The 21,458-nt window shown below is 46.6% G+C and carries 12 protein-coding genes and 1 pseudogene; 6 read left to right on the top strand and 7 right to left on the bottom strand.

Annotated features, from left to right (window positions below; genetic code table 11):
- Positions 1 to 274 precede the first annotated feature (274 nt).
- The 3 genes from BBC0178_RS10075 to BBC0178_RS10065 all read left to right on the top strand — a co-directional run bounded on the left by BBC0178_RS10075 (position 275) and on the right by BBC0178_RS10065 (position 3,770).
- On the top strand, positions 275 to 1,567 hold the full coding sequence (locus BBC0178_RS10075) for an adenylosuccinate synthase (RefSeq protein WP_077972843.1): 1,293 nt from the start codon (positions 275 to 277) through the stop codon (positions 1,565 to 1,567).
- 194 nt (positions 1,568 to 1,761) lie between these two features.
- A complete protein-coding gene (locus BBC0178_RS10070; RefSeq protein ID WP_078040072.1) occupies positions 1,762 to 2,457 on the top strand; it encodes a hypothetical protein in 696 nt (231 codons plus the stop codon).
- Positions 2,458 to 2,525: 68 nt separating this feature from the next.
- On the top strand, positions 2,526 to 3,770 hold the full coding sequence (locus BBC0178_RS10065; RefSeq protein WP_078040071.1) for a hypothetical protein: 1,245 nt from the start codon (positions 2,526 to 2,528) through the stop codon (positions 3,768 to 3,770).
- Positions 3,771 to 4,382: 612 nt separating this feature from the next.
- On the opposite strand, the gene rpoH is transcribed toward BBC0178_RS10065, so the two are convergent.
- The 6 genes from rpoH to BBC0178_RS10040 form a co-directional block, all read right to left on the bottom strand.
- Positions 4,383 to 5,312, bottom strand: a complete 930-nt coding sequence (rpoH, locus tag BBC0178_RS10060; RefSeq protein ID WP_078040456.1) for an RNA polymerase sigma factor RpoH — start codon at positions 5,310 to 5,312, stop codon at positions 4,383 to 4,385.
- Positions 5,313 to 5,479: 167 nt separating this feature from the next.
- Positions 5,480 to 6,478, bottom strand: coding sequence for an RluA family pseudouridine synthase (locus BBC0178_RS10055; protein WP_078040070.1), 999 nt, complete (start codon positions 6,476 to 6,478; stop codon positions 5,480 to 5,482).
- A 90-nt stretch (positions 6,479 to 6,568) separates the two neighbouring features.
- Positions 6,569 to 7,999: an aldehyde dehydrogenase family protein gene (locus BBC0178_RS10050; RefSeq protein WP_078040069.1), complete on the bottom strand. Its 1,431-nt coding sequence runs from the start codon at positions 7,997 to 7,999 to the stop codon at positions 6,569 to 6,571.
- Positions 8,000 to 8,293: 294 nt separating this feature from the next.
- Positions 8,294 to 8,467 carry a hypothetical protein gene (locus BBC0178_RS11910; RefSeq protein ID WP_188317730.1) on the bottom strand — a complete coding sequence of 58 codons (174 nt, stop codon included), beginning with the start codon at positions 8,465 to 8,467 and terminating at the stop codon, positions 8,294 to 8,296.
- Between the two features lie 337 nt (positions 8,468 to 8,804).
- On the bottom strand, positions 8,805 to 10,235 hold the full coding sequence (locus tag BBC0178_RS10045) for an aldehyde dehydrogenase family protein (protein WP_078040068.1): 1,431 nt from the start codon (positions 10,233 to 10,235) through the stop codon (positions 8,805 to 8,807).
- 466 nt (positions 10,236 to 10,701) lie between these two features.
- Positions 10,702 to 11,346 (bottom strand): hypothetical protein, encoded by a 645-nt coding sequence (locus tag BBC0178_RS10040; RefSeq protein ID WP_078040067.1) that lies wholly within the window; start codon positions 11,344 to 11,346, stop codon positions 10,702 to 10,704.
- A gap of 494 nt (positions 11,347 to 11,840) precedes the next feature.
- Here BBC0178_RS10040 and proP point away from each other — a divergent pair, with 494 nt between their 5' ends.
- Positions 11,841 to 13,331: a glycine betaine/L-proline transporter ProP gene (proP, locus tag BBC0178_RS10035; RefSeq protein ID WP_078040066.1), complete on the top strand. Its 1,491-nt coding sequence runs from the start codon at positions 11,841 to 11,843 to the stop codon at positions 13,329 to 13,331.
- A gap of 113 nt (positions 13,332 to 13,444) precedes the next feature.
- Here the strand turns inward: proP and BBC0178_RS10030 are convergent, their stop codons facing one another.
- Positions 13,445 to 13,915, bottom strand: a complete 471-nt coding sequence (locus BBC0178_RS10030; protein ID WP_077972834.1) for an Lrp/AsnC family transcriptional regulator — start codon at positions 13,913 to 13,915, stop codon at positions 13,445 to 13,447.
- Between the two features lie 176 nt (positions 13,916 to 14,091).
- On the opposite strand from BBC0178_RS10030, the gene putA reads away from it, so the two are divergent.
- Positions 14,092 to 17,760 carry a trifunctional transcriptional regulator/proline dehydrogenase/L-glutamate gamma-semialdehyde dehydrogenase gene (gene putA / locus BBC0178_RS10025; protein WP_078040065.1) on the top strand — a complete coding sequence of 1,223 codons (3,669 nt, stop codon included), beginning with the start codon at positions 14,092 to 14,094 and terminating at the stop codon, positions 17,758 to 17,760.
- 1,894 nt (positions 17,761 to 19,654) lie between these two features.
- Positions 19,655 to 21,181: pseudogene (locus BBC0178_RS12385) on the top strand (DNA translocase FtsK); the annotation flags it as partial.
- Positions 21,182 to 21,458 lie beyond the last annotated feature (277 nt).

Raw genomic sequence — 21,458 nt, 5'->3', positions numbered from 1 at the left:
TTTTAAAATGCAGCGAATGGTCAAAAGAATTTTTCAACGACACTTTCGTCGAAAACAAGGTTTTGGATTTCACCCCGTTTGTAGTTTCTTATGTTTTTAACCGGTTTTGGTCTTTTATGTTATGTCGGGAAATTGACTTTGATCGGGAAAATTCGCAATTTTTTTGGCGTAAAAGCGCAAAAGAGGAGTCGCACTCGACAGGAGAGTCCGGTATAAGAAACTCGTTTATTGCGGAAAGAAGGTTGGAAAACCTTCAAATTGGACGGAGAATATTATGGCCAATGTAGTGGTTGTCGGTGCACAATGGGGTGATGAGGGAAAAGGCAAGATTGTTGACTGGTTATCCGAACGTGCAGATGTAGTGGTGCGTTATCAGGGCGGGCATAATGCCGGTCATACATTGGTTATTGATGGAACAAGCTATAAATTGTCGCTGTTTCCGTCGGGGGTTGTGCGTGGCAAATTGTCAATTATCGGCAATGGTGTTGTTGTTGACCCGCATCACTTTGTGGAAGAGCTGAAAAAACTCCGCGGGCAGGGGATTAAAATTACACCGGAAAATCTGCGTATTGCAGAAAATGCACCGCTTATTCTTTCTCTCCACCGTGATCTTGACGCCGCACGAGAAGATGCCACATCAAGTCTTAAAATCGGTACAACCAAGCGCGGCATAGGGCCTGCCTATGAAGACAAAGTCGGCCGCCGTTCAATTCGTGTGATGGATCTCGCCGAACCCGATACTTTGATGAAAAAGATCGAACGGTTGCTTGCCCACCACAATCCGCTTCGTCGCGGCATGGGAAAACCGGAGATTGATCCAAAAACGCTTTATGACGAGCTGATGGAAGTGGCAGGCGATATTCTTCCCTTTATGGACCGCACATGGAAATTGCTTGATGAGCAACGCCGTGCCGGTTCACGAATTCTTTTTGAAGGTGCGCAAGGTGCGCTTCTCGATAATGATTTCGGTACATATCCTTATGTGACTTCATCGAATACGATTGCAGGTCAGGCCGCAACCGGTTCGGGCATGGGGCCGGGAGCAATCAACTATGTTCTCGGTATTGCCAAGGCCTATACCACGCGCGTTGGCGAAGGCCCGTTTCCGACCGAACAGAATAATGAAGCGGGTGAATATCTTGGAACACACGGACATGAATATGGTGTCGTCACCGGACGTAAGCGCCGTTGTGGCTGGCTTGATGCGGTATTGTTGCGTCAGATGATTGCTGTTTGTGGCATTAACGGTATCGCACTTACCAAGCTTGATGTTCTTGACGGACTGGATGAAATCAAGATTTGTGTCGCCTATGAGCTCGACGGCAAAAAGATTGATTATATGCCCTCTTCAATGGGAGCGCAGGCGCGTTTGAAACCAATTTATGAAACCATGGAAGGCTGGAAAGAAACCACTGCCGGCGCAAGAAGCTGGGCGGAGTTGCCTGCCAAAGCGGTCAAATATGTCCGCCATATTGAAGAATTGATCGGCGCACCGGTTGCGCTTTTGTCAACAAGTCCGGAACGTCAGGATACAATTCTTGTTACTGATCCGTTTGAAGACAGGTAAAAGTTTGTGCAATGCTTCCGAGGTCCGAAGATTAGTCCGGATTTGACGATTGTTTTCCAAGACTATATTTATTCCAGGCTTGGAAAATGAATTTACCGGATAGTGTTGTTACAAACAATATCGGTCAACAATCCGAAGCAACTTAGAAAACAACTTGCCTACTGGTTGTTAAGGATGTGAGAAAGCAAAAGCCGATGGCGAATTTCGCAGGTTTGTTAAAAAAAACAATTGATGCTCAGGAAAATCCGACACCGGATTTGCGGGCGCGGGTTTATGCCCGTGCTCGTGAAACTGTTGTGCGGAAACTTGCCGAAACCGGTGTTTCTCCAACTGTAGCCGAAGCTCAGCTTCAGGCACTTGATGACGCTATCAAAAGTGTTGAAGCCGATTATGTCGCTGTCGAACAGGAACTTCTTTCAAATATTCTGGTCAAAAAGCCGGAAGCGCAATCTTCAATTGAGCCTGCTCCGGTTTCACCATCTGACAAACTTTCAAAACATGGTCCGGAACCTGAAAAACAGGAATCCGGAACGGGAAAATCGGAATTTGGGGAATCCGGTTTAAACGCTTCTGAAAAGGTTGCCCCATCAACCGCGCCAATATTTCCTGCCGGAAACACGGTTGATAATCCTGACAGGCTTGATGGTGAAGCTTCGAATAAGACTGCCGAACAAACTGCTTTAGAGCCGGAAACGGGCTCATCTGCCGCCGTTGAAATCGGACGGACACAGAATTTGAAAGGAATAATCATCAAACTTCCGGTCATCCGGTCGGAAACGAAGATAAAAATGGTGATCTCCGTGAAGGAGCACCTGCTTTTTCTCGCCAGTCGGTTTTTGATCACGACAAGACACCGCCTTCAACGATTGATGAAGGGGAACAAAAGTTAGAAAAAGGGGACGAAGAGGCGGCTTATTCCAGTCTCCATCAACAAGTACCGGATGCCGAGCCGGTCAATATGGAAGATATTATAGCTGCCGAAAAAGAGGCTGAAAAGGAAAAGGCTGAACAAGAACTCCAGTCAGCAAAGGCCTTGGGCAATAATCAGAAAAACGGTGATTATGATATTGTTTCCGATATATTTGTACAAGCCGCGCGCCGCACAGAAAGGCGTGCAGCACGAAAGAAGGCAATTGTCATCGGCTTATCAAGTGCTGTGGTGATTATTGTTGTTGTTGGTGTTCTTTTGACAGCCTGGTCATTTCTTTCAGGCAGGAACAAGTCGCATGATGCGGAACAACATGTCGCCGGAAATACGAACACAAGCGAGCTGCCGAAAGAAAAATTCACCCAGCGTTTGCTGGCTGATGGTAGCGAGGTTGATGAAGGGCCGGCGCAAAGCCCGATGAAGCCCGGCGAGGGAACGTCAACATCGGCCGGAACAATAGACGCAACAACGCCGCAGGAACAACCCGGCGAAGCGACCTTTTATCAAGCCCGTACCGATCAACAGGATGAAAAAGTCGAAACCGGTACCGTTCAATGGTCGATTGTCAAAGACAAAGCCAATTCGCAAGGTCGGGAAGAAATTGCAGTGCGCGGCAATGTGACAATTCCCGACGAGAAGCTTTCTTTGAGGTTGACTCTCCGGCGCAACACCGATCCATCTTTACCAGCTGCCTATCTCATCGAGGCGATATTTATCGTTCCGGATGATTTTGAAGGCAAGGCGATTGATAATGTGCATGAATTAACATTCAAGGACAGTGAACAGGCGCCCGGTCAACAGCTAACAGGTACTGTCGAAGCAAAAATCGATGATGATTTCTTCCTCTTTGCATTAAGTGGAGCAAATCCGTTCCGTGATCGCAATTTACAACTTATGAAACAATTGGGATGGATCCGGCTTGTCATTACCGATAAAAACAAACGGGTTTCGGAACTGACTTTTTCAAAAGGGCCAAATGGAGAAGCTGTTTTCAATCAGGTTATTGATAGCTGGCTGAACCAGAACAATAAACCTACTCTTTATGACCAGAAGCAGACTTCAGACAAAGAAAATGCATCTGTTCCTTCTGGTGATAATGCGGAAAATAATAATGCCTTGCCGCAAGATAATCCGGAAAACGGCGGACAAAGTGGCGATAATGCGGAGGTCAATTCTGTAAGCCCCACAAATGCAACGGAAGCACCGGATAGCGGCGGACAAAACTCTACCAATGACGATCAATCTGGCGATGCTGGTGAAGAAGACACCGAATAGCCGTTTGATTACTTGAAGCCGTATTGTCGAATGCGAAGTAAAGCAGCTGGATTTGTTTCCATTGGTTACCGTTGGAAAAGAACGGTGGTGTAAAGTGGTATCTGGCAAGAATTACCGAAGGTCATCGGCGATTGCCTTTTCCATACTCTTTGCGGGGTGTAGAGGCGGGAAGTAGGGGCAGGAAAAACGGTAGCAGTTAAAAAGCTACCTGACCAAAATTTTTGCTCGCAGTCTAACAAAAAATAACCGAATGCCGGAATGGGCGTCGATCAAGCTCCTGATACCTCATTAAAAAGAAGGTAGGCAGAAAAGCCTTGCCAATAGGCAAGGGATAGCAAAACGCGTTGAATAGAGAACGGTATTTTCAAGTTTTCCGGAAACTTCGTAAAAGAACCGTGCATTCCTATCAAGCTTCTCTCTTGAGTGAAATTTTTAGAAGCCAAGAAACGGAATGGAAAAATGAGAAAAAGGCTCTTTCGAGCCTTTTGATTTTATTTTTGTGGGGGCGCAAGAATTCATTTTGTTTCGTCGGAAATTTTTACTGCTTAACCAACAAAATTTTGCGTTTTCCAATCAACTGTCGACAATAACCGGAATGCTTTCCGGTTATGTTTATTTGTTTGCCGCAGGTGCGAGTTTTTTTGGCGTGGTTGGCAGCAGCGCATGTTTCTGCGCAATAGCTTCAGCTCTCACGGCATTCTGCACTTTTTCAAAAGCGCGTACTTCAATTTGACGAACGCGTTCACGGCTAATGCCAAATTCTGTCGAAAGTTCTTCAAGCGTGACCGGATCGTCCGACAAACGACGGGCTTTAAAAATCCGTTTCTCGCGATCATTGAGACCTTCCATTGCTTTTTCGAGCATGGCACGGCGGTTTTCGAGTTCGTCTTCTTCAATCAGCAATTGTTCCTGACTGCTTGAATCATCGACGAGCCAATCCTGCCATTCTCCACTTTCACCTTCACTCGCACGGATTGGCGCATTGAGTGATGTGTCGCCTGACAAGCGCCGGTTCATCGAAATGACATCATCTTCACTGACATTAAGACGGGTCGCAATTTCCTTGACCTGTTCGGGGTTAAGGTCGCCGTCATCCAAAGCTTGAATCTTGCTTTTGACTTTTCTCAAATTAAAAAACAGGCGCTTCTGATTGGCCGTGGTGCCCATTTTTACAAGGCTCCACGAACGCAAAACATATTCCTGAATAGAGGCTTTAATCCACCACATGGCATAAGTTGCAAGCCTGAAGCCGCGTTCCGGTTCAAACCGTTTGACAGCCTGCATCAGGCCGACATTGCCCTCGGAGATAACTTCGCCGATTGGCAGACCATAGCCACGATAACCCATTGCAATTTTTGCAACGAGTCTTAAATGACTGGTAACGAGTTTATGAGCTGCCTTCGGGTCGCCATGCTCGCGATAACGTTTTGCAAGCATATATTCTTCCTGTGGCTCCAGCATAGGAAACCGGCGTATCTCTTCCAGATAGCGGGTAAGTCCCCCATCACCGTTAGCAACTGATGGTAAATTTGTCTGGGCCATAAAGCACCCTCCTTTAGCGCGTTCTCCCATTATAGGCGAAAACGAAAAATATCCTTTTCCGATCAGGATGTAACAAGCACATTACACCGTCTATATGGCCTTTTTAAGAAATATGCGGATGTCCGGTTGACGTTCAATCAAACAAACCCGCCAAAGCCAGAATAGTTTCACCTAAATTTCCGAAATGCCCCGATAAGTTCGAGCATATCAGCTGGCAGGCTACTCGTAAAGCTCATGATTTTTCCGGTAGATGGATGTTCGAAGACAAGTGTCGCAGCATGGAGCGCTTGACGCGGGAAAAGAGCGACGATTGTTTTCAAGTCATCGGGCAACATATTGGCTTTTGTCTTGAAAGCACTGCCATAAACCTGATCGCCGACAAGCGGGTGGCCAATATGAGCCATATGCACACGGATCTGGTGTGTACGTCCTGTTTCCAATCGGCATTCAATCAGACTTGCAATCGCTTCCTTTTCATTTGTTTTCCCGAAAGACTCCAATAGCTGATAATGTGTTATCGCGTGGCGGGCATCCATCTGGGTGGGCGAAACAACGGCTCTTTTTATACGATCCCGTGACGAACGTCCGAGATAGGTGTCAATCACACCGGCCTTTTGTGACAAAGCGCCCCACACAACAGCCTGATAGCTGCGTTCGAGAGGGCCTTGCCGGCCATGATCAGCAAACTGGCGGCTTAAAACATTATGGGCATGGTCATTTTTGGCAACAACCATAACACCGCTTGTATCCTTGTCGAGGCGGTGCACGATTCCTGGACGTTTGACGCCCCCGATGCCCGAAAGCGATGAACCGCAGTGGTAGATCAGGGCGTTGACCAGTGTTCCCGTCTCGTTGCCATTGCCGGGATGGACAACAAGACCTGCCGGTTTGTTGATAACTATAAGATCATCATCTTCATAGAGAATATCAAGGTCTATTGCTTCCCCTTCAGGTTGTGCAGCAACGGGTTCCGGCAAAGAAACCTCAATCGAATCGCCGGTTTTTAACCGCGTTTTCGGTTCGCGTATAACAAGTTGATTTATTTTCAACTGCCCTTCGCGGATGAGAGCTTGAAGACGTGAACGCGACATTTCAGGACAATTCTTTGCCAGCCATTGATCGACGCGTTGACCTTCGGCCGTGTCATCACTTACCAGTCTGATCAAATGAAGCCCTATCGACGTTTAAAGTTTACGAAATTGAGCCGCTCCGGCAAGAGGAAATGTTTCCTCCGCCCGAGACGGATAATCATTATCTTACCATTCGGAGATGGCTTTGGTATCAAGAAATTGCTTGATTCCCCAGATACTACCTTCACGGGCATGGCCGGAATATTTGACACCACCGAAGAAGCTTTCCTTCGGCAAGCTCTTACCGTTCACTTCAACCATGCCGGAACGCAAGGCCGTTGCAACACGGTGGCATTTTTCCTTGTCTCCGGATTGGACATAGTTGGTCAGGCCATAATCCGTGTCATTGGCCATTGCTATGGCTTCTTCTTCACTGTCAAAAGGAATCATCGACAGAACCGGCCCGAAAATTTCTTCACGGAAAATTTTCATGTCCGGTTTGACATCGGCAAAAACAGTCGGGCGGACAAAATAGCCGCGCTTGAAGCCGTTAGCCAAGCCCGTTCCACCGGCAATAAGTGTGGCACCTTCGTCAATACCTGATTGGATAAGGCCTTGGATCTTGTCAAACTGGGCTTTTGATACGACCGGCCCCAAATGGTCTCCGCGCTCGCTCGCCACAGCAAGTTTGACATTATTTGCTACTTCCTTAGCAATTTTCTTGGCTTTTTCATAAATGGAACGCTCGACAAACATACGGGTTGGTGCATTGCAGCTCTGGCCGCTATTGTTGAAGCAGGCTAGAACGCTCCATTTGATCGCATCTTCACGGGCATCGGCAAAAACCAGATTGGCTCCTTTACCACCAAGCTCCAGATCAACATGTTTTAATGTGTCGGAAGCATTTTTGGAAATTGCTTTGCCAACGCGGGTAGAACCGGTAAAGCTTATCATAGCAATGTCGGGATGACCGGAAAGACATGTTCCAACACCCGCACCATCACCATTGACAAGGTTGAACACACCCTTGGGAAGGCCCGCCTCATCAATAATATCAGCATATAATAGGCCGGAAAGCGGAGCAATTTCAGAAGGCTTCAAGACCATCGTACAACCGGCAAGCAATGCCGGAATAACCTTCAGGTTGATCAGGTTCATTGGCCAGTTCCATGGCGTAATGAGACCGACGACGCCGACCGGTTCATATTGAAGTGCACTATCTTTATGACCTTTTACAAGATCGGTCTTAAAAGAAAAATGCTTGAAACTATCAATAAAGCCTTCGATAAAGAAAGCGCCGCCTCCGACTTGTTGTTCCAAGGCCATATCAATGGGGGCACCCATTTCCGTTGAAATAGCTTTTGCCATTTCACCTCTGCGCCGGTTATAGATCGACAATATTTTTTCAACAAAGGTTAAACGTTTTTGCGGGTCGGTATGCTTCCATCCCTCAAAGGCTGCTTTCGCAGCTGCAACGGCGCGATCGACGTCTTTTGACGTGCCATTGCTGATGACAGCACAAGCTTCTTCCGTGGACGGGTCAATCACTTTGAGGTCATGAGCCTCTACTGGTTCAACCCAGGCACCATTTATATAAAATTTGCGTTTATCTAACATATTTATCCTTTTAAGCCCACACAGGGCAATTTTTAATCGGCTCTTCTTTTTCCCGAAGCCCCAAGATGTCCATATTGGAAAAACGTCTGTCGTTCGAAAAATGGAAGAGCCGGTATTTCCGTGCAAACGGCTTTTTAAAAATACGATTGCCCCTATTATTTAAAATGCGATCGTAGCTATTAAAGTGTTGTCGTTTATTTTTTAAAAGTCGCAATAAGGCAAGACACACGAAAGCCGTGTTGAAACAATAAAAATCCGGCAAGCTTTAAATGCTCTTATAAGCCGAACGATCTTTTAAAGAGAGCCAATATTGGAAAGCGAAAAACCGGACGAGTAGACCACGGCATTGACCATTGTTCCGGTCTCGTTCCCGTTGTCGGGATGGATAACAAGGCCTGCCGGTTTGTTGATAACTAAAAGATCATCATCTTCATAGAAAATATCACGGTTTATTGCTTCTCGTTGCAAGTGTGCAGTAACGGGTTATGGCAAAGAAACCTCAATTGAATCTCCGATTTTCAATCGGGTTTTCGGTTCTGGATTTCAATCGGGTTTTTGGTCCTAAAATCAAATTTTGATTGATTTTCAACGGCCCTTCACGGGTGAGCGTTTAAAGACGCGCGCGACATTTCCAACAATTTTAGCTTCTGACAATTCTTTGCCAGCCATTGGCCGATATGTTGACCTTCGGACGTGTCATCACTTACCGGTCTGATCAAATTTTATTCTGCTCACATGCAAAAGTCATAAATTTGCATTTCCGGCAAAAAGGAAACGGCTTTTTGCCGGAAAGAGTAATCTTGTTTTACCACTCGGAAATGGCTTTGGTGTCAAGAAATTCCTTGATTCCCCAGATGCCACCTTCACGGGCATGGCCGGAATATTTGACGCCGCCGAAATAGCTTCCCTTCGGCAAGCTCAAACCATTAACTTCAACCATGCCGGACCGCAATGCCGTTGCAATACGGTGGCATTTTTCCTTGTCCTCGGATTGGACATAGTTCGTTAAGCCATAATCTGTATCACTCGCCATAGCCAAGGCTTCTTCTTCTGTATCGAAAGGTATCATTGACAGAACCGGCCCGAAAATTTCTTCACGGAAAATTCTCATATTCGGTTTGACATCGGCAAAAACAGTCGGGCGGACAAAATAGCCATGATTGATACCTTCGGGCAGGCCCGTTCCACCGGCAATAAGCGTTGCACCTTCGTCGATACCCGATTGGATAAGGCCTTCAATCTTGTCAAACTGGGCTTTGGATACGACAGGTCCGAGATGGTTGCCGTGTTGGCTCGCCACAGCAAGTTTGACATTATTTGCTACTTCTTTTGCTGTTTTTTTGGCTTTTTCATAAATGGAACGCTCGACAAACATACGTGTCGGTGCATTACAGCTCTGGCCGCTATTATTGAAACACCTTAAAACGCTCCATTTGACAGCATCTTCACGGGCATCGGCAAAAACCAAATTGGCTCCCTTGCCACCAAGCTCAAGCCCCACACGTTTCAGTGTTTCGGCTGCATTTTTGGAAATTGCCTTACCTGCACGAGTGGAACCGGTAAAGCTTATCATGGCAATGTCCCGATGGCCGGAAAGACATGTTCCAACACCGGCGCCATCTCCATTGACAAGATTGAACACACCTTTCGGAACCCCTGCCTGATCGATAATATCGGCAAATAATAAAGCGGAAAGCGGGGCAATTTCCGATGGCTTCAAAACCATGGTACAACCGGCAAGCATTGCCGGAATAACCTTCAAGGTAATCTGGTTCATTGGCCAGTTCCATGGTGTAATAAGACCGACGACCCCGACCGGTTCATATTGTAGCGCACTATCCTTATGACCTTTGACAAGATCGGTCTGGAAAGAAAAATGCAAAAAACTGTCAATAAATGTTTCGATATGGCGAGCACCGGCTCCGACCTGTTGTTCAATAGCCATATCAATAGGCGCACCCATTTCGGTTGAAATGGCTTTCGCCATTTCGCCTTGGCGCTGGTTATAGATAGCCAATATTTTTTCAACAAAGGTTAAACGTTTTTGCGGGTCGGTGTGCTTCCATCCCTCAAAGGCTGCTTTTGCCGCTGCAACTGCACGATCGACATCTTTTGACGTGCCATTGCTGATGACAGCACAGACTTCTTCAGTTGAAGGATCAATCACCTCGAGGTCGTGCGCTTCGACAGGTTCGACCCAGGCGCCATTTATATAAAATTTGCGTTTTTCTAACATATTTATCCCTTTAAGTCCTCGTTATGTGATTTTATACCTCTTTTCATTCTATCCAAAGCAATAAGACGTTCGGATTGCCAAAACTTTTTGTCATTGGAAAAACAATGGGGAAAACCTATGGGGAAAACCGATGGGAAAAACTGACAGGAAAATAGACGGGTGCGAATAGACGAGGGACAATGACCAAGGAAAAAGTGAATGCACCAGGTTTTTAAAAACACAATTGCGCTGGTTGTTTAAAATGCGATCACACGCGTTAAAACCATTATTGTTCGGTTTCCTGTAACTGGCAGAAGACAAGCCCAATGAAAGCAATGTTGCCGCAATAAAAATCCGATAAGCTTTAAACAGCCTTACCCGAACAGTTTTATAAGCCAAACGGTCTCATAAAGAGACGCGTTTAAAGAGGCGCATTTTGAAAAGCTCGTTTTTCGAGCTTTTCCGGTGAGAGTTTTCCAAAAGCTCTTTATTTATCCTGTTCGGAATTTTCGGATTTATCGGTTTCGGAATTTTCAGCTTTATCCGGTTTTGAGCTTGTAGCCGCTTTATCCGTGCAGCTTGACACCGGAATTTCCATCTTGGCGCTTTTATCCCCATCAATAAACTTGACGTAATAGGATTTGATCGTCAAATCAAAATATCGCTGGTTGGTCTTCCGATAGGGTAGCGCTTGTTCGGCGTTGAGTATTTCACAATAATCGACGAGCTTTTTATTCAGATAAGAATTGGCATAGGCCTCGAGGTCGTCTTTCGTGGATCCTTCGGGCAACGGGTTATTGTTTTTTAAAGTAAGTGTAAGCGAATGGGCGCGCACTTTGACATCGGTGAATGTCACATTTTCGAATTTCAATGGTTTGTTTTCGAATTGTTGATCGAGCTGCTTTTGCCTTTGGGCGAGGTTTATCAGAGGTTGTATAGGCCCCGGACCATCAGTCTGGAAAGTCATATAGATACTCATAGCAAGAGCGCCGGTCGCAATGACCATAAGTTTCTGGGGAACTTTCAAAATGCGCATGACAATAGAGAACAAGACCAGTGCTACTATAAGAATTGTAACGACAATCTCGATACCGTGCAGATCAAATGGTAATATGTAGATCAGTTCTTCCATGGCTCAATCAGTGTAACAGTCAATCGGACTTAATTAAAAAACATATGTGTTAATCAAAAGATGACGCTTAAAACGGCATCCACTTTCATCTGTTGAACTCAAAAGTTATATCCACATTAAAAGTTCCACAGCGCAATTCGGGTTGTTATTTTTTATTTTTCTCACTATACTGTACCTCTCATATGTGATTTTGGTTGACGGTTATTGATCTGGCCCTAATTTCAAAATGGTCATTATTCGTTGTTGTGGGCAAATGTTCAACCGTCTTTAGCCCTTTATCAGTTTCCCGTTTATTTTTAACGGCAGAACTGATGGAAGCAAGTCGTTAATTGACTTTTTTTAAACGGGGGGAAGGGCAAACCGCGACATCGTGAGATTTGGTAATGAAACAGTCTTCATTTGCGTAGTATTTTGCGCTTATCGAAGAGATATGTCTTTTGTCTAAAAGAGGCGGAGGCTTTTGGCAAAGACGTATCAGGAATAAGGAAGAACATATGTCAGAAACGACACCGCAACCACTTACTGTCAAAGATATTCCAATTGTCGGAAATAAAGAGCTACGAAAAGTTATATGCGCCGCCGGTCTTGGAAATGCCATCGAGTGGTTCGATTTCAGTGTCTACGGTTTTCTGGCAGTCATTATCGGACACACGTTCTTTGCTTCCGCTCCCCAATCGGTGCAGTTGATCGCTTCTCTTGCCACTTTTTCCATTCCGTTTCTGTTCAGGCCGATGGGCGGCGCCATTTTCGGTTATCTGGGCGACAAATATGGTCGTAAAAACATTCTATCCTTTACGATTATTTTGATGTCGGCAAGTACATTTGCCATCGGCCTCATTCCCTCTTACGCGACAATCGGGGTATTTGCGCCGCTTTTGCTGCTCCTTGCTAAAATCATACAGGGGCTTTCCGTTGGTGGCGAATATGCCGGTGCGGTGGTTTTCGTGAGTGAATATTCACCGGACAGAAAACGCGGCTTTATGGCAAGTTGGCTCGATTTCGGCTCCATTGCCGGTTTTCTTGTGGGTGCCCTGGTGGTGTCGACAATTTCTCTTGCGATCGGGCAGGATGCAATGGGGGATTGGGGCTGGCGTATTCCATTCTTTATTTCATTGCCACTGGGATTGATCGGCCTTTATTTAAGAAAATCGCTGGATGAATCGCCCACTTACGAAGCCCAAAACAACAATTCGGCCGAGGCTGAGGAACAAGAAAAGGTCGAGACGACATCTGTCGGTACCGTCATCAAGGAAAACCTCAACGGCATTGTAATCAGTTGTCTGCTGGTGGTTGCGGTGAATTCGACCTATTATATGTTGCTCACCTATATGCCGAACTTTTTATCCGTCAATCTCGGCTACAGCTATGACCATGGCGTTCTCATTATCATTGTTGTCATGGCTTTTATGCTTCTGGTGCAACCGCTTGTCGGTTTTTTAAGCGATAAAATTGGTCGCAAACCGTTTCTGTTTCTTGGCTCTGTCGGACAGTTATTTCTGGCAATTCCTGCTTTTTATATGGTTATGCATCACAATGTCTTTATGATCGCGGGGGGAATTGCCATTCTTGCCGTTCTTCTTTGCTGTTTCATCGGCGTTATGGCCTCTATCCTTCCTGCACTTTTCCCGACCGATGTACGCTTCAGAACGCTTGCGATCTGTTTTAATATTGCGGTGCTGATTGCCGGTCTTACGCCACCTATCGCAGCCTGGCTTGTTGAAACTTTACAATCGCTTTATATGCCGGCTTATTATCTTATGGTGGTTGCAGTGTTCGGATTTATTGCAGCAGTCAAAATGCCTGAAACAGCCAATCGGCCGCTCAAGGACGCTACACCTGTCGCCTCTTCGAAAACCGAGGCAAAAGAAGTCTTGCAGGAACATTTCGATTATATCGAAGATCAGGTCAACGAGATTGAAAACAAAATTTCCGACCTTGAGGAACAGAGACAAAATCTCGTCGACCAGCATCCAAAACTCAATTGATTGAGAAATATGGCTGTTGCGCTTTGTTGACGAGTGGGCGGCTTCTTGCCTTTAAAGTCTATGCATGGGCCTGACGAATAAAGGGCAGGTGCCGGAGGTTTCCGGCATATCGGTTAGCGTCTGAAACCGGAATCGACAACATTTTGCATAACCACAAAGGTCGATGTACTTTCAACATAGGGCAAGGCGGAGATTTTTTCGCCAAGAACAATGCGGTAGCGCTTGATGTCACTGGTTCGCACTTTCAACAAATAGTCGAAGGAGCTTGCGATCATGTGACATTCTTCCACTTCCCGTATTTTTTTAACGGCAGCATTGAAAGCCCGCAAAGCTTCTTCTCTTGTGTCGGAAAGTTTCACTTCTGCAAAAGCGATGTGTTCAAGTCCCATTTTTGCAGGATTGAGCACCGCGCGAAAGCCGGTAATATAGCCTTCATTCATGAGCCTTTTCAAACGCAATTGGCATGGCGTTTTGGAAAGGCCGACTTTCTCGGAAAGTTCGGTAATAGAAATACGGCCATTTTCAACAAGCGCATCAATAATACGATTATCGATGCGGTCAATTTCACTATTTTTTTCTTCCATTAATGTAAAAAGACCTAATTTTAAGGTAGAAAACAAGAAAAATCGCTAAAAAATACCGTTTTTTTTGCGAGAAGTAAACTATAGCCGGTGATATTATCACCCGATAATAAGCTATAGACGCATCTTTTCCAATTTTTATCGAATTCAAGAAATTTTATCCAGAGTGGAATGAAATCATGACCAGAACACCAAAGCCTTTTGCCGAATTTGCACCTCCGATTTCCAAGCAGAGCGAACTCCGCAAAAAAATTACCGCAGCCTATCGCCGTGCGGAAACCGAATGTCTGAAACCGCTTCTCGATGCAGCAACAATTGACGAGAAAACCAAAAAAGACATTGCTGCCACAGCCCGTCATCTTATCGAAACGATGCGGGCAAAATATAAGGGCAATGGTGTTGAAGGTCTGGTTCATGAATATTCCTTGTCGTCGCAGGAAGGTGTGGCGCTTATGTGTTTGGCAGAAGCACTGTTGCGCATTCCCGACAAAGCAACCCGTGATGCCCTCATTCGCGACAAGGTAGCAGGTGGTGACTGGAAAGCGCATTTGGGCGGTGGAAAATCGCTTTTCGTCAATGCTGCAACTTGGGGACTTGTGGTTACCGGCAAATTATCAGCAAGTTACAGGGAAGGCGAGCTTTCTTCCTCTTTGACAGGGCTTATCGCACGCTGTGGCGAACCGGTTATCCGCAAGGGAATGGATATGGCCATGCGCATGATGGGCGAACAATTTGTTCGCGGCCAAACCATTGATGAAGCGCTTGAGCGCTCGAAACCACTGGAAGAACGCGGGTTTCGTTATTCCTATGACATGTTGGGGGAGGCCGCTACAACGGCTGACGATGCCGATCGCTATTATCGTGATTACGAGATGGCAATCCACGCTATCGGCAAAGCCTCGAACGGGCGTGGCGTCTATGAGGGACCCGGTATTTCCATTAAACTGTCGGCACTTCATCCCCGTTATTTCCGCTCGCAAGCCGACCGTGTTATGGGCGAACTCATGCCGCGCGTCAAACAATTGGCTTTGCTGTGCAAAAATTACAATATTGGCCTTAATATAGATGCCGAGGAAGCCGACCGGCTCGAACTTTCACTCGATATTATGGACAGTCTTTGTTTTGACCCTGATCTTGACGGCTGGAACGGTATCGGCTTTGTTGTGCAAGCTTACGGCCGTCGCTGCCCCTTTGTGCTTGATTATCTCATTGATCTTGCCCGCCGCAGTCACCATCGTTTGATGGTGCGCCTTGTCAAAGGTGCCTATTGGGACGCTGAAATCAAACGCGCGCAGGTTGACGGACTTCAAAGTTTTCCCGTTTATACGCGTAAAGTTTATACAGATGTTTCCTATGTTGCCAATGCCCGAAAACTTCTTTCGGCTCCCGATGCCGTTTTCCCGCAATTTGCAACGCATAATGCGCAAACCATGGCAACGATCTATCATCTGGCGGGGCCTGATAAATATACTGTCGAACAATTCGAGTTCCAGTGCCTCCACGGCATGGGGGAACCGCTTTATGACGAGGTCGTAGGCAAAGATAAAATGCAGCGTCCGGCGCGCCTTTATGCACCGGTTGGTACACATGAAACTTTGCTTGCTTATCTGGTGCGGCGGTTGTTGGAAAATGGTGCCAATTCTTCTTTCGTCAATCGCATTACCGACAAGTCTATCTCGGTTGATGAACTTGTTGTTGATCCGGTTGATGTGGTGCGTAATATGCCCGTTCTCGGTGCCCAGCATGACAAGATTGCTTCGCCTGACGATCTTTTCGGGAAAGACCGTCGCAATTCCGATGGTTATGATTTATCGAACGAAACAGTACTTGCAGAACTCTCGAAAGAATTTGAGAAAAGTTCTGCATTAAGCTGGAAAGCAGCACCGGCAAATGTAGAAAAGGGTGCACAATCCCGCAAAATCGCCAATCCCGGAGACCATCGCGACAAAGTGGGCGAGGTTATCGAGATTGATGAAAGTGAAGCCAGAAAGATGGTCTCTCATGCTGAAAAAGCGTTTTCATCATGGGCAAAGACTTCCCATCAATCGCGTGCGGAGATTCTTGAAAAAGCGGCTGATCTTATGCAGGCGCGTATGCCTTCACTTCTAGCACTTGCGGCAAGAGAAGCGGGAAAATCTATTCCGAATTCTATTGCCGAAGTGAGAGAGGCAATCGATTTCTTGCGCTTTTATGCCGGACAATTGCGCACGACTTTTAAAGGCAATGAAGAACCTTTGGGTCCAATTGTTTGTATCAGCCCGTGGAATTTCCCGTTGTCGATTTTTATCGGTCAAATATCGGCTGCATTGGCGGCGGGCAATACCGTTTTGGCAAAGCCTGCCGAAGAAACACCGCTTATTGCTGCTGAAGGGGTGCGCATATTGCATGAAGCGGGAATCCCAAAGGACGTATTACAATTCTGTCCGGGAGACGGAAAAATCGGTGCGGCACTCATTGGCGAGAAAGCAACTTCAGGTGTTATGTTTACCGGTTCGACAGAAGTTGCCCGTCTCATCCAGAAAGAGCTTTCAACCCGCTTGAGCAAAAATCAGAAACCCATTCCGTTCATTGCCGAAACCGGCGGGCAGAATGCCATGATTGTCGATTCGTCAGCACTTGCCGAACAGGTTGTAGGCGATGTTATTGCCTCGGCTTTTGATAGTGCAGGCCAGCGTTGTTCGGCTTTGCGGGTTTTGTGTTTACAGGAAGAGGTGGCCGACCGCATTCTGGACATGCTTAAAGGCGCAATGCAGGAATTGCGTATCGGACGCACCGATTTTATCGGTACCGATATTGGCGCGGTTATTACCGCAGAAGCCAAGGATAATATCGAAACGCATATCGAAACAATGCGCGCTATGGGTCATAAAGTGACCCAAGTACCCCTTCCCGATATTGCAAAAGAGGGAACATATGTAAGCCCCACTCTTATCGAGATCGATTCGATTGGCGAATTGAAGCGTGAAGTCTTCGGGCCGGTTTTGCATGTTGTGCGTTACAAGCGCAAAGATATTAAAAAGCTTATCAACGAAATCAATTCGACAGGATATGGTCTGACATTCGGGCTTCATACAAGACTGGATGATTTTGTCGATTATGTTTCAAGCCATATTCGGGTAGGCAATATCTATATCAACCGCAATATTATTGGCGCGGTTGTCGGCTCCCAACCATTTGGCGGAAGGGGATTGTCCGGAACCGGTCCGAAAGCCGGTGGGCCCTTATATATCGGACGCCTCGTCAAACAGGCTCCCGACACGCAATTTTCTGTCGGGGCAAGACAAAATGACCTCATTGACAGTTTTGTTGATTGGCTTCAAAAAAACGGAGACTCATCCGATGCAGCCTTTGCAAAATCGTTAAACGGCAAGTCACCGCTTGGCGTCTCCGTCAATTTGCCGGGGCCGGTTGGGGAAAGCAATGTCTATTCTCTTCACAGTCGCGGAAAAATTCTCTTGTTTCCGCAAACAAAAAGCGGGCTTTACCGGCAGCTTGCTACGACATTTGCAACCGGCAATGTTGCCGTAATTGATGCAGCTTGCAAATTGCAGAATTCGCTTTCGGATTTGCCGGAACAACTTATCCGGAATGTCGAATGGTCAGAAAATTTGAATGCTGACGGTCCTTATGCGGGTGCGCTCATCGAAGGCGATGAAAATAACATTCTAGAAAAACAGAAAATTATAGCAGCCCTTTCAGGTCCTATAATTCTCACCCAAGCGGCTACAAGCGAGGAGCTTGCGTCAGCAGAACTCCCCTATAATCTCGGTTATCTTAGCGAAGAAGTCTCGACTTCGGTCAACACAGCCGCAGCCGGTGGCAATGCAAGCTTGATGACAATCGGCTGAAGACCGGCAATTATTGCCGTTATATTCATGACCACCGGAATTTTTTCCGGTGGTTTTTTGTTGATAAAGCGACATTTGGCAAAAGGTTATTAACTTTCGCACTTTAACGTTGAAAAAATGAGTTTTGTTAAGAGGCAATCTTGAAAAATTGCCGCAATCTAGTTTGAGTGCCATGCGTAATCTGAAAACAAATCCGGTCTCTTTAAATCCTGATGCCAAGCCCGTTTCTGGTGCAACTGCAAAGCCAGATGAAACGGTTGCTGGCGCATCATCACAAACGCAATATCCGACCATATGGAAGAAAGCCTTCGCTCTCGGACAGAACGTACGTTTCACACGCACACCGGAAGTCGAAATCGTCCGCAAACGGGTTGAAAGTGATCCGGATTTTGCCGAAAAGCTGAAAGCCTTCGAAGAGGAGCAAAGGCAAAAGCGTGAAAACGTGGCCTTGAAAGAGGATCTTTCAGAAAATAAAGAACCGGTGATACTTGCCGGAACCACGTCCTTGGAGCAGGGAAAGACACAAGTTCGCTCCTTGCAAGACGAGGTGATTGCTTCTGTCAAACGCAAAAATATCGAACAGAATTACAGCGTCAAATCTGTTTATATGCGTCCTCAAAATAGTGGTGCCGCTCAAATCCGGAATGAAACTTCTATGCAAGAAGTGGTGAGCGAGGTCGAAAAACAGGTTCCCGAAATTAATAAGCCTGCCGATCTCAAGCCGTTTTATCTTTCCGATTCGGCATTTTTTGAATGCGGGCCGGATATTCTGGAAAATCTTGCAACACTCATGCCGCAAAATGAAAGCAAGCCGCAGCAGGTTGAAACGCCGCTTGCAAGTGAAAACACGATCGCTCCGGAAACAAGCGCGAACATGACTGCGCCCGAAACAGATGCAAACGCTGTTGCCGTTGAAAAGAAGCCCGTTGTAACTGTACAAAAAATGTCGCTTGATGGCGCGCCAATGTCGGGTGCGTCGCAATTGCCGCCTGTGGCTTCGAGTTTGATGGCGGATAATGCAAGCGAAGAAAAAAGCACTGCTAAAGTCGAGGAAAAATCCATTGCCGACCTTTATCGGGTGCTGGAATGCCGTTTCCCGAAAAAAGCTACAAATGTTTCTGAAAAATCGACAGAAAAAGCGGAAGATAAAATAGAACAACAGGCGGTAACGCCCGTTGTCACTCAGCCGACAAGTACTGAACCAGCGGCTGCGACTCCGGTTGCGCGTGACGCGGCAGTTGAAGAACCTGAAATAGCGGATACCGATCGTGCCAACACAGTTATCTTTGACACGGCACCGCAATCAATCGTCAACCAGACAGCAGTAACGGAAAGTGTATCCTTATCAAGTGTCAGTCCTGCAATTACTCCCCGACTGACTGAAACGCCAGTTCTGCAAGTCGTAACACCATTGCCTGACAATTCTGTTGTCACCAGTTTCAATAATCAGGGGCAAGTGGTTATCGAAAATGCGGGTGTCGAGAAAAATACGGGGAATACGGCTGGTGACGCACAAACGGGTGAACCTGTTGGCGTCACTCTATCCCAAGCAGCACCGCAAAATCCGGTTTCTATTTCCCCGTCGGGGCAGCAAAAGACGGTTAATGTATCTGCCGGAATTATCGAGGATATCGAACCGGTAAAAACCGCCAATCTCGCCTCCGGTCAATCGCTTTCACAGGCTGTAACGCCTCAGCAGAGCGGAGAAGAAAAGGCTCCCGAACAAAAGGAAAAATCGCAAGCTGTTGCGCAAAATGCGATAACTACGAAAAATGCAACAACTGCGCCAATTGCAACAACTGCGCCAATTGCAACAAAAGCGACAATTTCTGCGCCATTTCGCACGCTCAATCCGGCTTTTATTCCAAGCCCGAAATCCCAAAGTGACGATTCTTATTTTTTCCCTTCAATCGACCTTTTGCAGGAGCCGGAACATAAAGATGGTGCGGTGATTTCTCAGGAAACACTCGAACGCAGCGCCGGACTTCTTGAAAGTGTGCTGGAAGATTTCGGTATAAAAGGCGAAATCATCCATGTCCGTCCGGGGCCGGTTGTCACCATGTATGAATTCGAGCCGGCAGCCGGTGTCAAATCATCGCGCGTTATCAGTCTTTCTGATGATATTGCCCGTTCGATGTCAGCCATTTCCGCACGTGTTGCGGTTATTCCGGGGCGCAATGTTATCGGCATAGAATTGCCGAATAAAGTACGCGAGACCGTTTATTTACGCGAGATTATCCAGTCCAAGACATTTCAGGATAGCAATTACAAGCTTCCGCTTGCTCTGGGTAAAAATATCGGGGGTGAGCCGGTTATTGCAGAACTTGCAAAAATGCCGCATCTGCTTGTTGCCGGTACCACGGGTTCAGGGAAATCGGTGGCAATCAACGCCATGATTTTGTCTCTGCTTTATCGTTTGAAACCGGAGCAATGCCGCCTCATCATGGTTGATCCGAAAATGCTTGAACTGTCGATCTATGACGGTATACCGCATCTTCTCACTCCGGTTGTTACTGACCCTAAAAAGGCGGTAACGGCGTTGAAATGGGCGGTGCGCGAAATGGAAGACCGCTATCGCAAAATGGCAAAACTCGGTGTGCGCAATATTGACGGCTTCAACCAGCGTGTCAGTGCGGCAGCCGAAAAAGGCGAAACCATTACCTGCCGTGTCCAGTCGGGCTTCGACAAGGAAACCGGCGAAATGCTTTATCACGAAGAAGCAATGGATCTTTCGCGCCTTCCCTATATCGTCATTATTGTTGATGAAATGGCCGACCTGATGATGGTTGCAGGTAAAGAAATCGAGAGTGCAATCCAGCGTTTGGCACAAATGGCACGTGCTGCGGGGATTCACCTTATCATGGCAACACAACGCCCTTCGGTTGATGTTATTACCGGCACAATCAAGGCGAATTTTCCGACCCGCATTTCATTTCAGGTTACCTCCAAGATTGATAGCCGTACGATCCTTGGCGAACAAGGTGCCGAGACATTGCTGGGTCAGGGCGATATGCTTCACATGGTGGGCGGTGGCCGGATTGTTCGTGTTCACGGCCCCTTTGTTTCGGATGAAGAAGTCGAACATGTCGTTGCACATTTAAAGACACAAGGCACACCCGATTATCTTGCAACGGTGACGGATGGCGAAGACGAAGAGGAAACCATTGAGGATGCCGATTCCATTGCCGATATTGTGGCTGCCGGCAGCGCCGGAGAAAATATGGAAGAACTTTACTTGCAAGCGGTCAAAGTGGTCATGCGCGACAAAAAATGTTCAACATCCTATATCCAGCGCCGTCTGAGCATCGGTTACAACAAAGCCGCGACGCTGGTTGAACGCATGGAGGCTGAAGGCATTGTCGGTCCGGCCAACCATGTGGGAAAACGTGAAATTCTTTTAAATCATGGTCATGAATTTTGATAACCGGTTGAACCAACCAATTCGCGGGAAGGTGTAGATAGTAATGTCTGCACCTTTTTGCTTTTTAGAGATCAAATCCCGTCATTTTTAAAAAATGGACAGCACCGTTTCAGATGGTAGAATTGATTGATAAGCTTTAGAAAGAAGAGGCGGAATTCGGCACATATTTGATTGATCGCCTGAGTAAGAGGCCGAAAATTTATAAACGCCGATAACGATATTTACCGATTCCTTTTGAAACTTTTTGCTCTTTCCTGTAAAAGATCGAATTAACATT

The organism is Ditibartonella apihabitans (assembly GCF_002007485.1).
Classification (GTDB): Bacteria; Pseudomonadota; Alphaproteobacteria; order Rhizobiales; family Rhizobiaceae; genus Bartonella; species Bartonella apihabitans.
This window is presented reverse-complemented; position numbering and strand designations above follow the sequence as displayed.

Excerpts from the sequence above, each read along its gene's own strand:
- BBC0178_RS10050 (WP_078040069.1), bottom strand. The coding sequence starts at position 7,999 with ATGTTAGATAAACGCAAATTTTATATAAATGGTGCCTGGGTTGAACCA.
- rpoH (WP_078040456.1), bottom strand. The coding sequence starts at position 5,312 with ATGGCCCAGACAAATTTACCATCAGTTGCTAACGGTGATGGGGGACTT.
- BBC0178_RS10070 (WP_078040072.1), top strand. The coding sequence starts at position 1,762 with ATGGCGAATTTCGCAGGTTTGTTAAAAAAAACAATTGATGCTCAGGAA.
- proP (WP_078040066.1), top strand. The coding sequence starts at position 11,841 with ATGTCAGAAACGACACCGCAACCACTTACTGTCAAAGATATTCCAATT.
- putA (WP_078040065.1), top strand. The coding sequence starts at position 14,092 with ATGACCAGAACACCAAAGCCTTTTGCCGAATTTGCACCTCCGATTTCC.
- BBC0178_RS10030 (WP_077972834.1), bottom strand. The coding sequence starts at position 13,915 with ATGGAAGAAAAAAATAGTGAAATTGACCGCATCGATAATCGTATTATT.
- BBC0178_RS10045 (WP_078040068.1), bottom strand. The coding sequence starts at position 10,235 with ATGTTAGAAAAACGCAAATTTTATATAAATGGCGCCTGGGTCGAACCT.
- BBC0178_RS10065 (WP_078040071.1), top strand. The coding sequence starts at position 2,526 with ATGGAAGATATTATAGCTGCCGAAAAAGAGGCTGAAAAGGAAAAGGCT.
- BBC0178_RS10075 (WP_077972843.1), top strand. The coding sequence starts at position 275 with ATGGCCAATGTAGTGGTTGTCGGTGCACAATGGGGTGATGAGGGAAAA.
- BBC0178_RS10040 (WP_078040067.1), bottom strand. The coding sequence starts at position 11,346 with ATGGAAGAACTGATCTACATATTACCATTTGATCTGCACGGTATCGAG.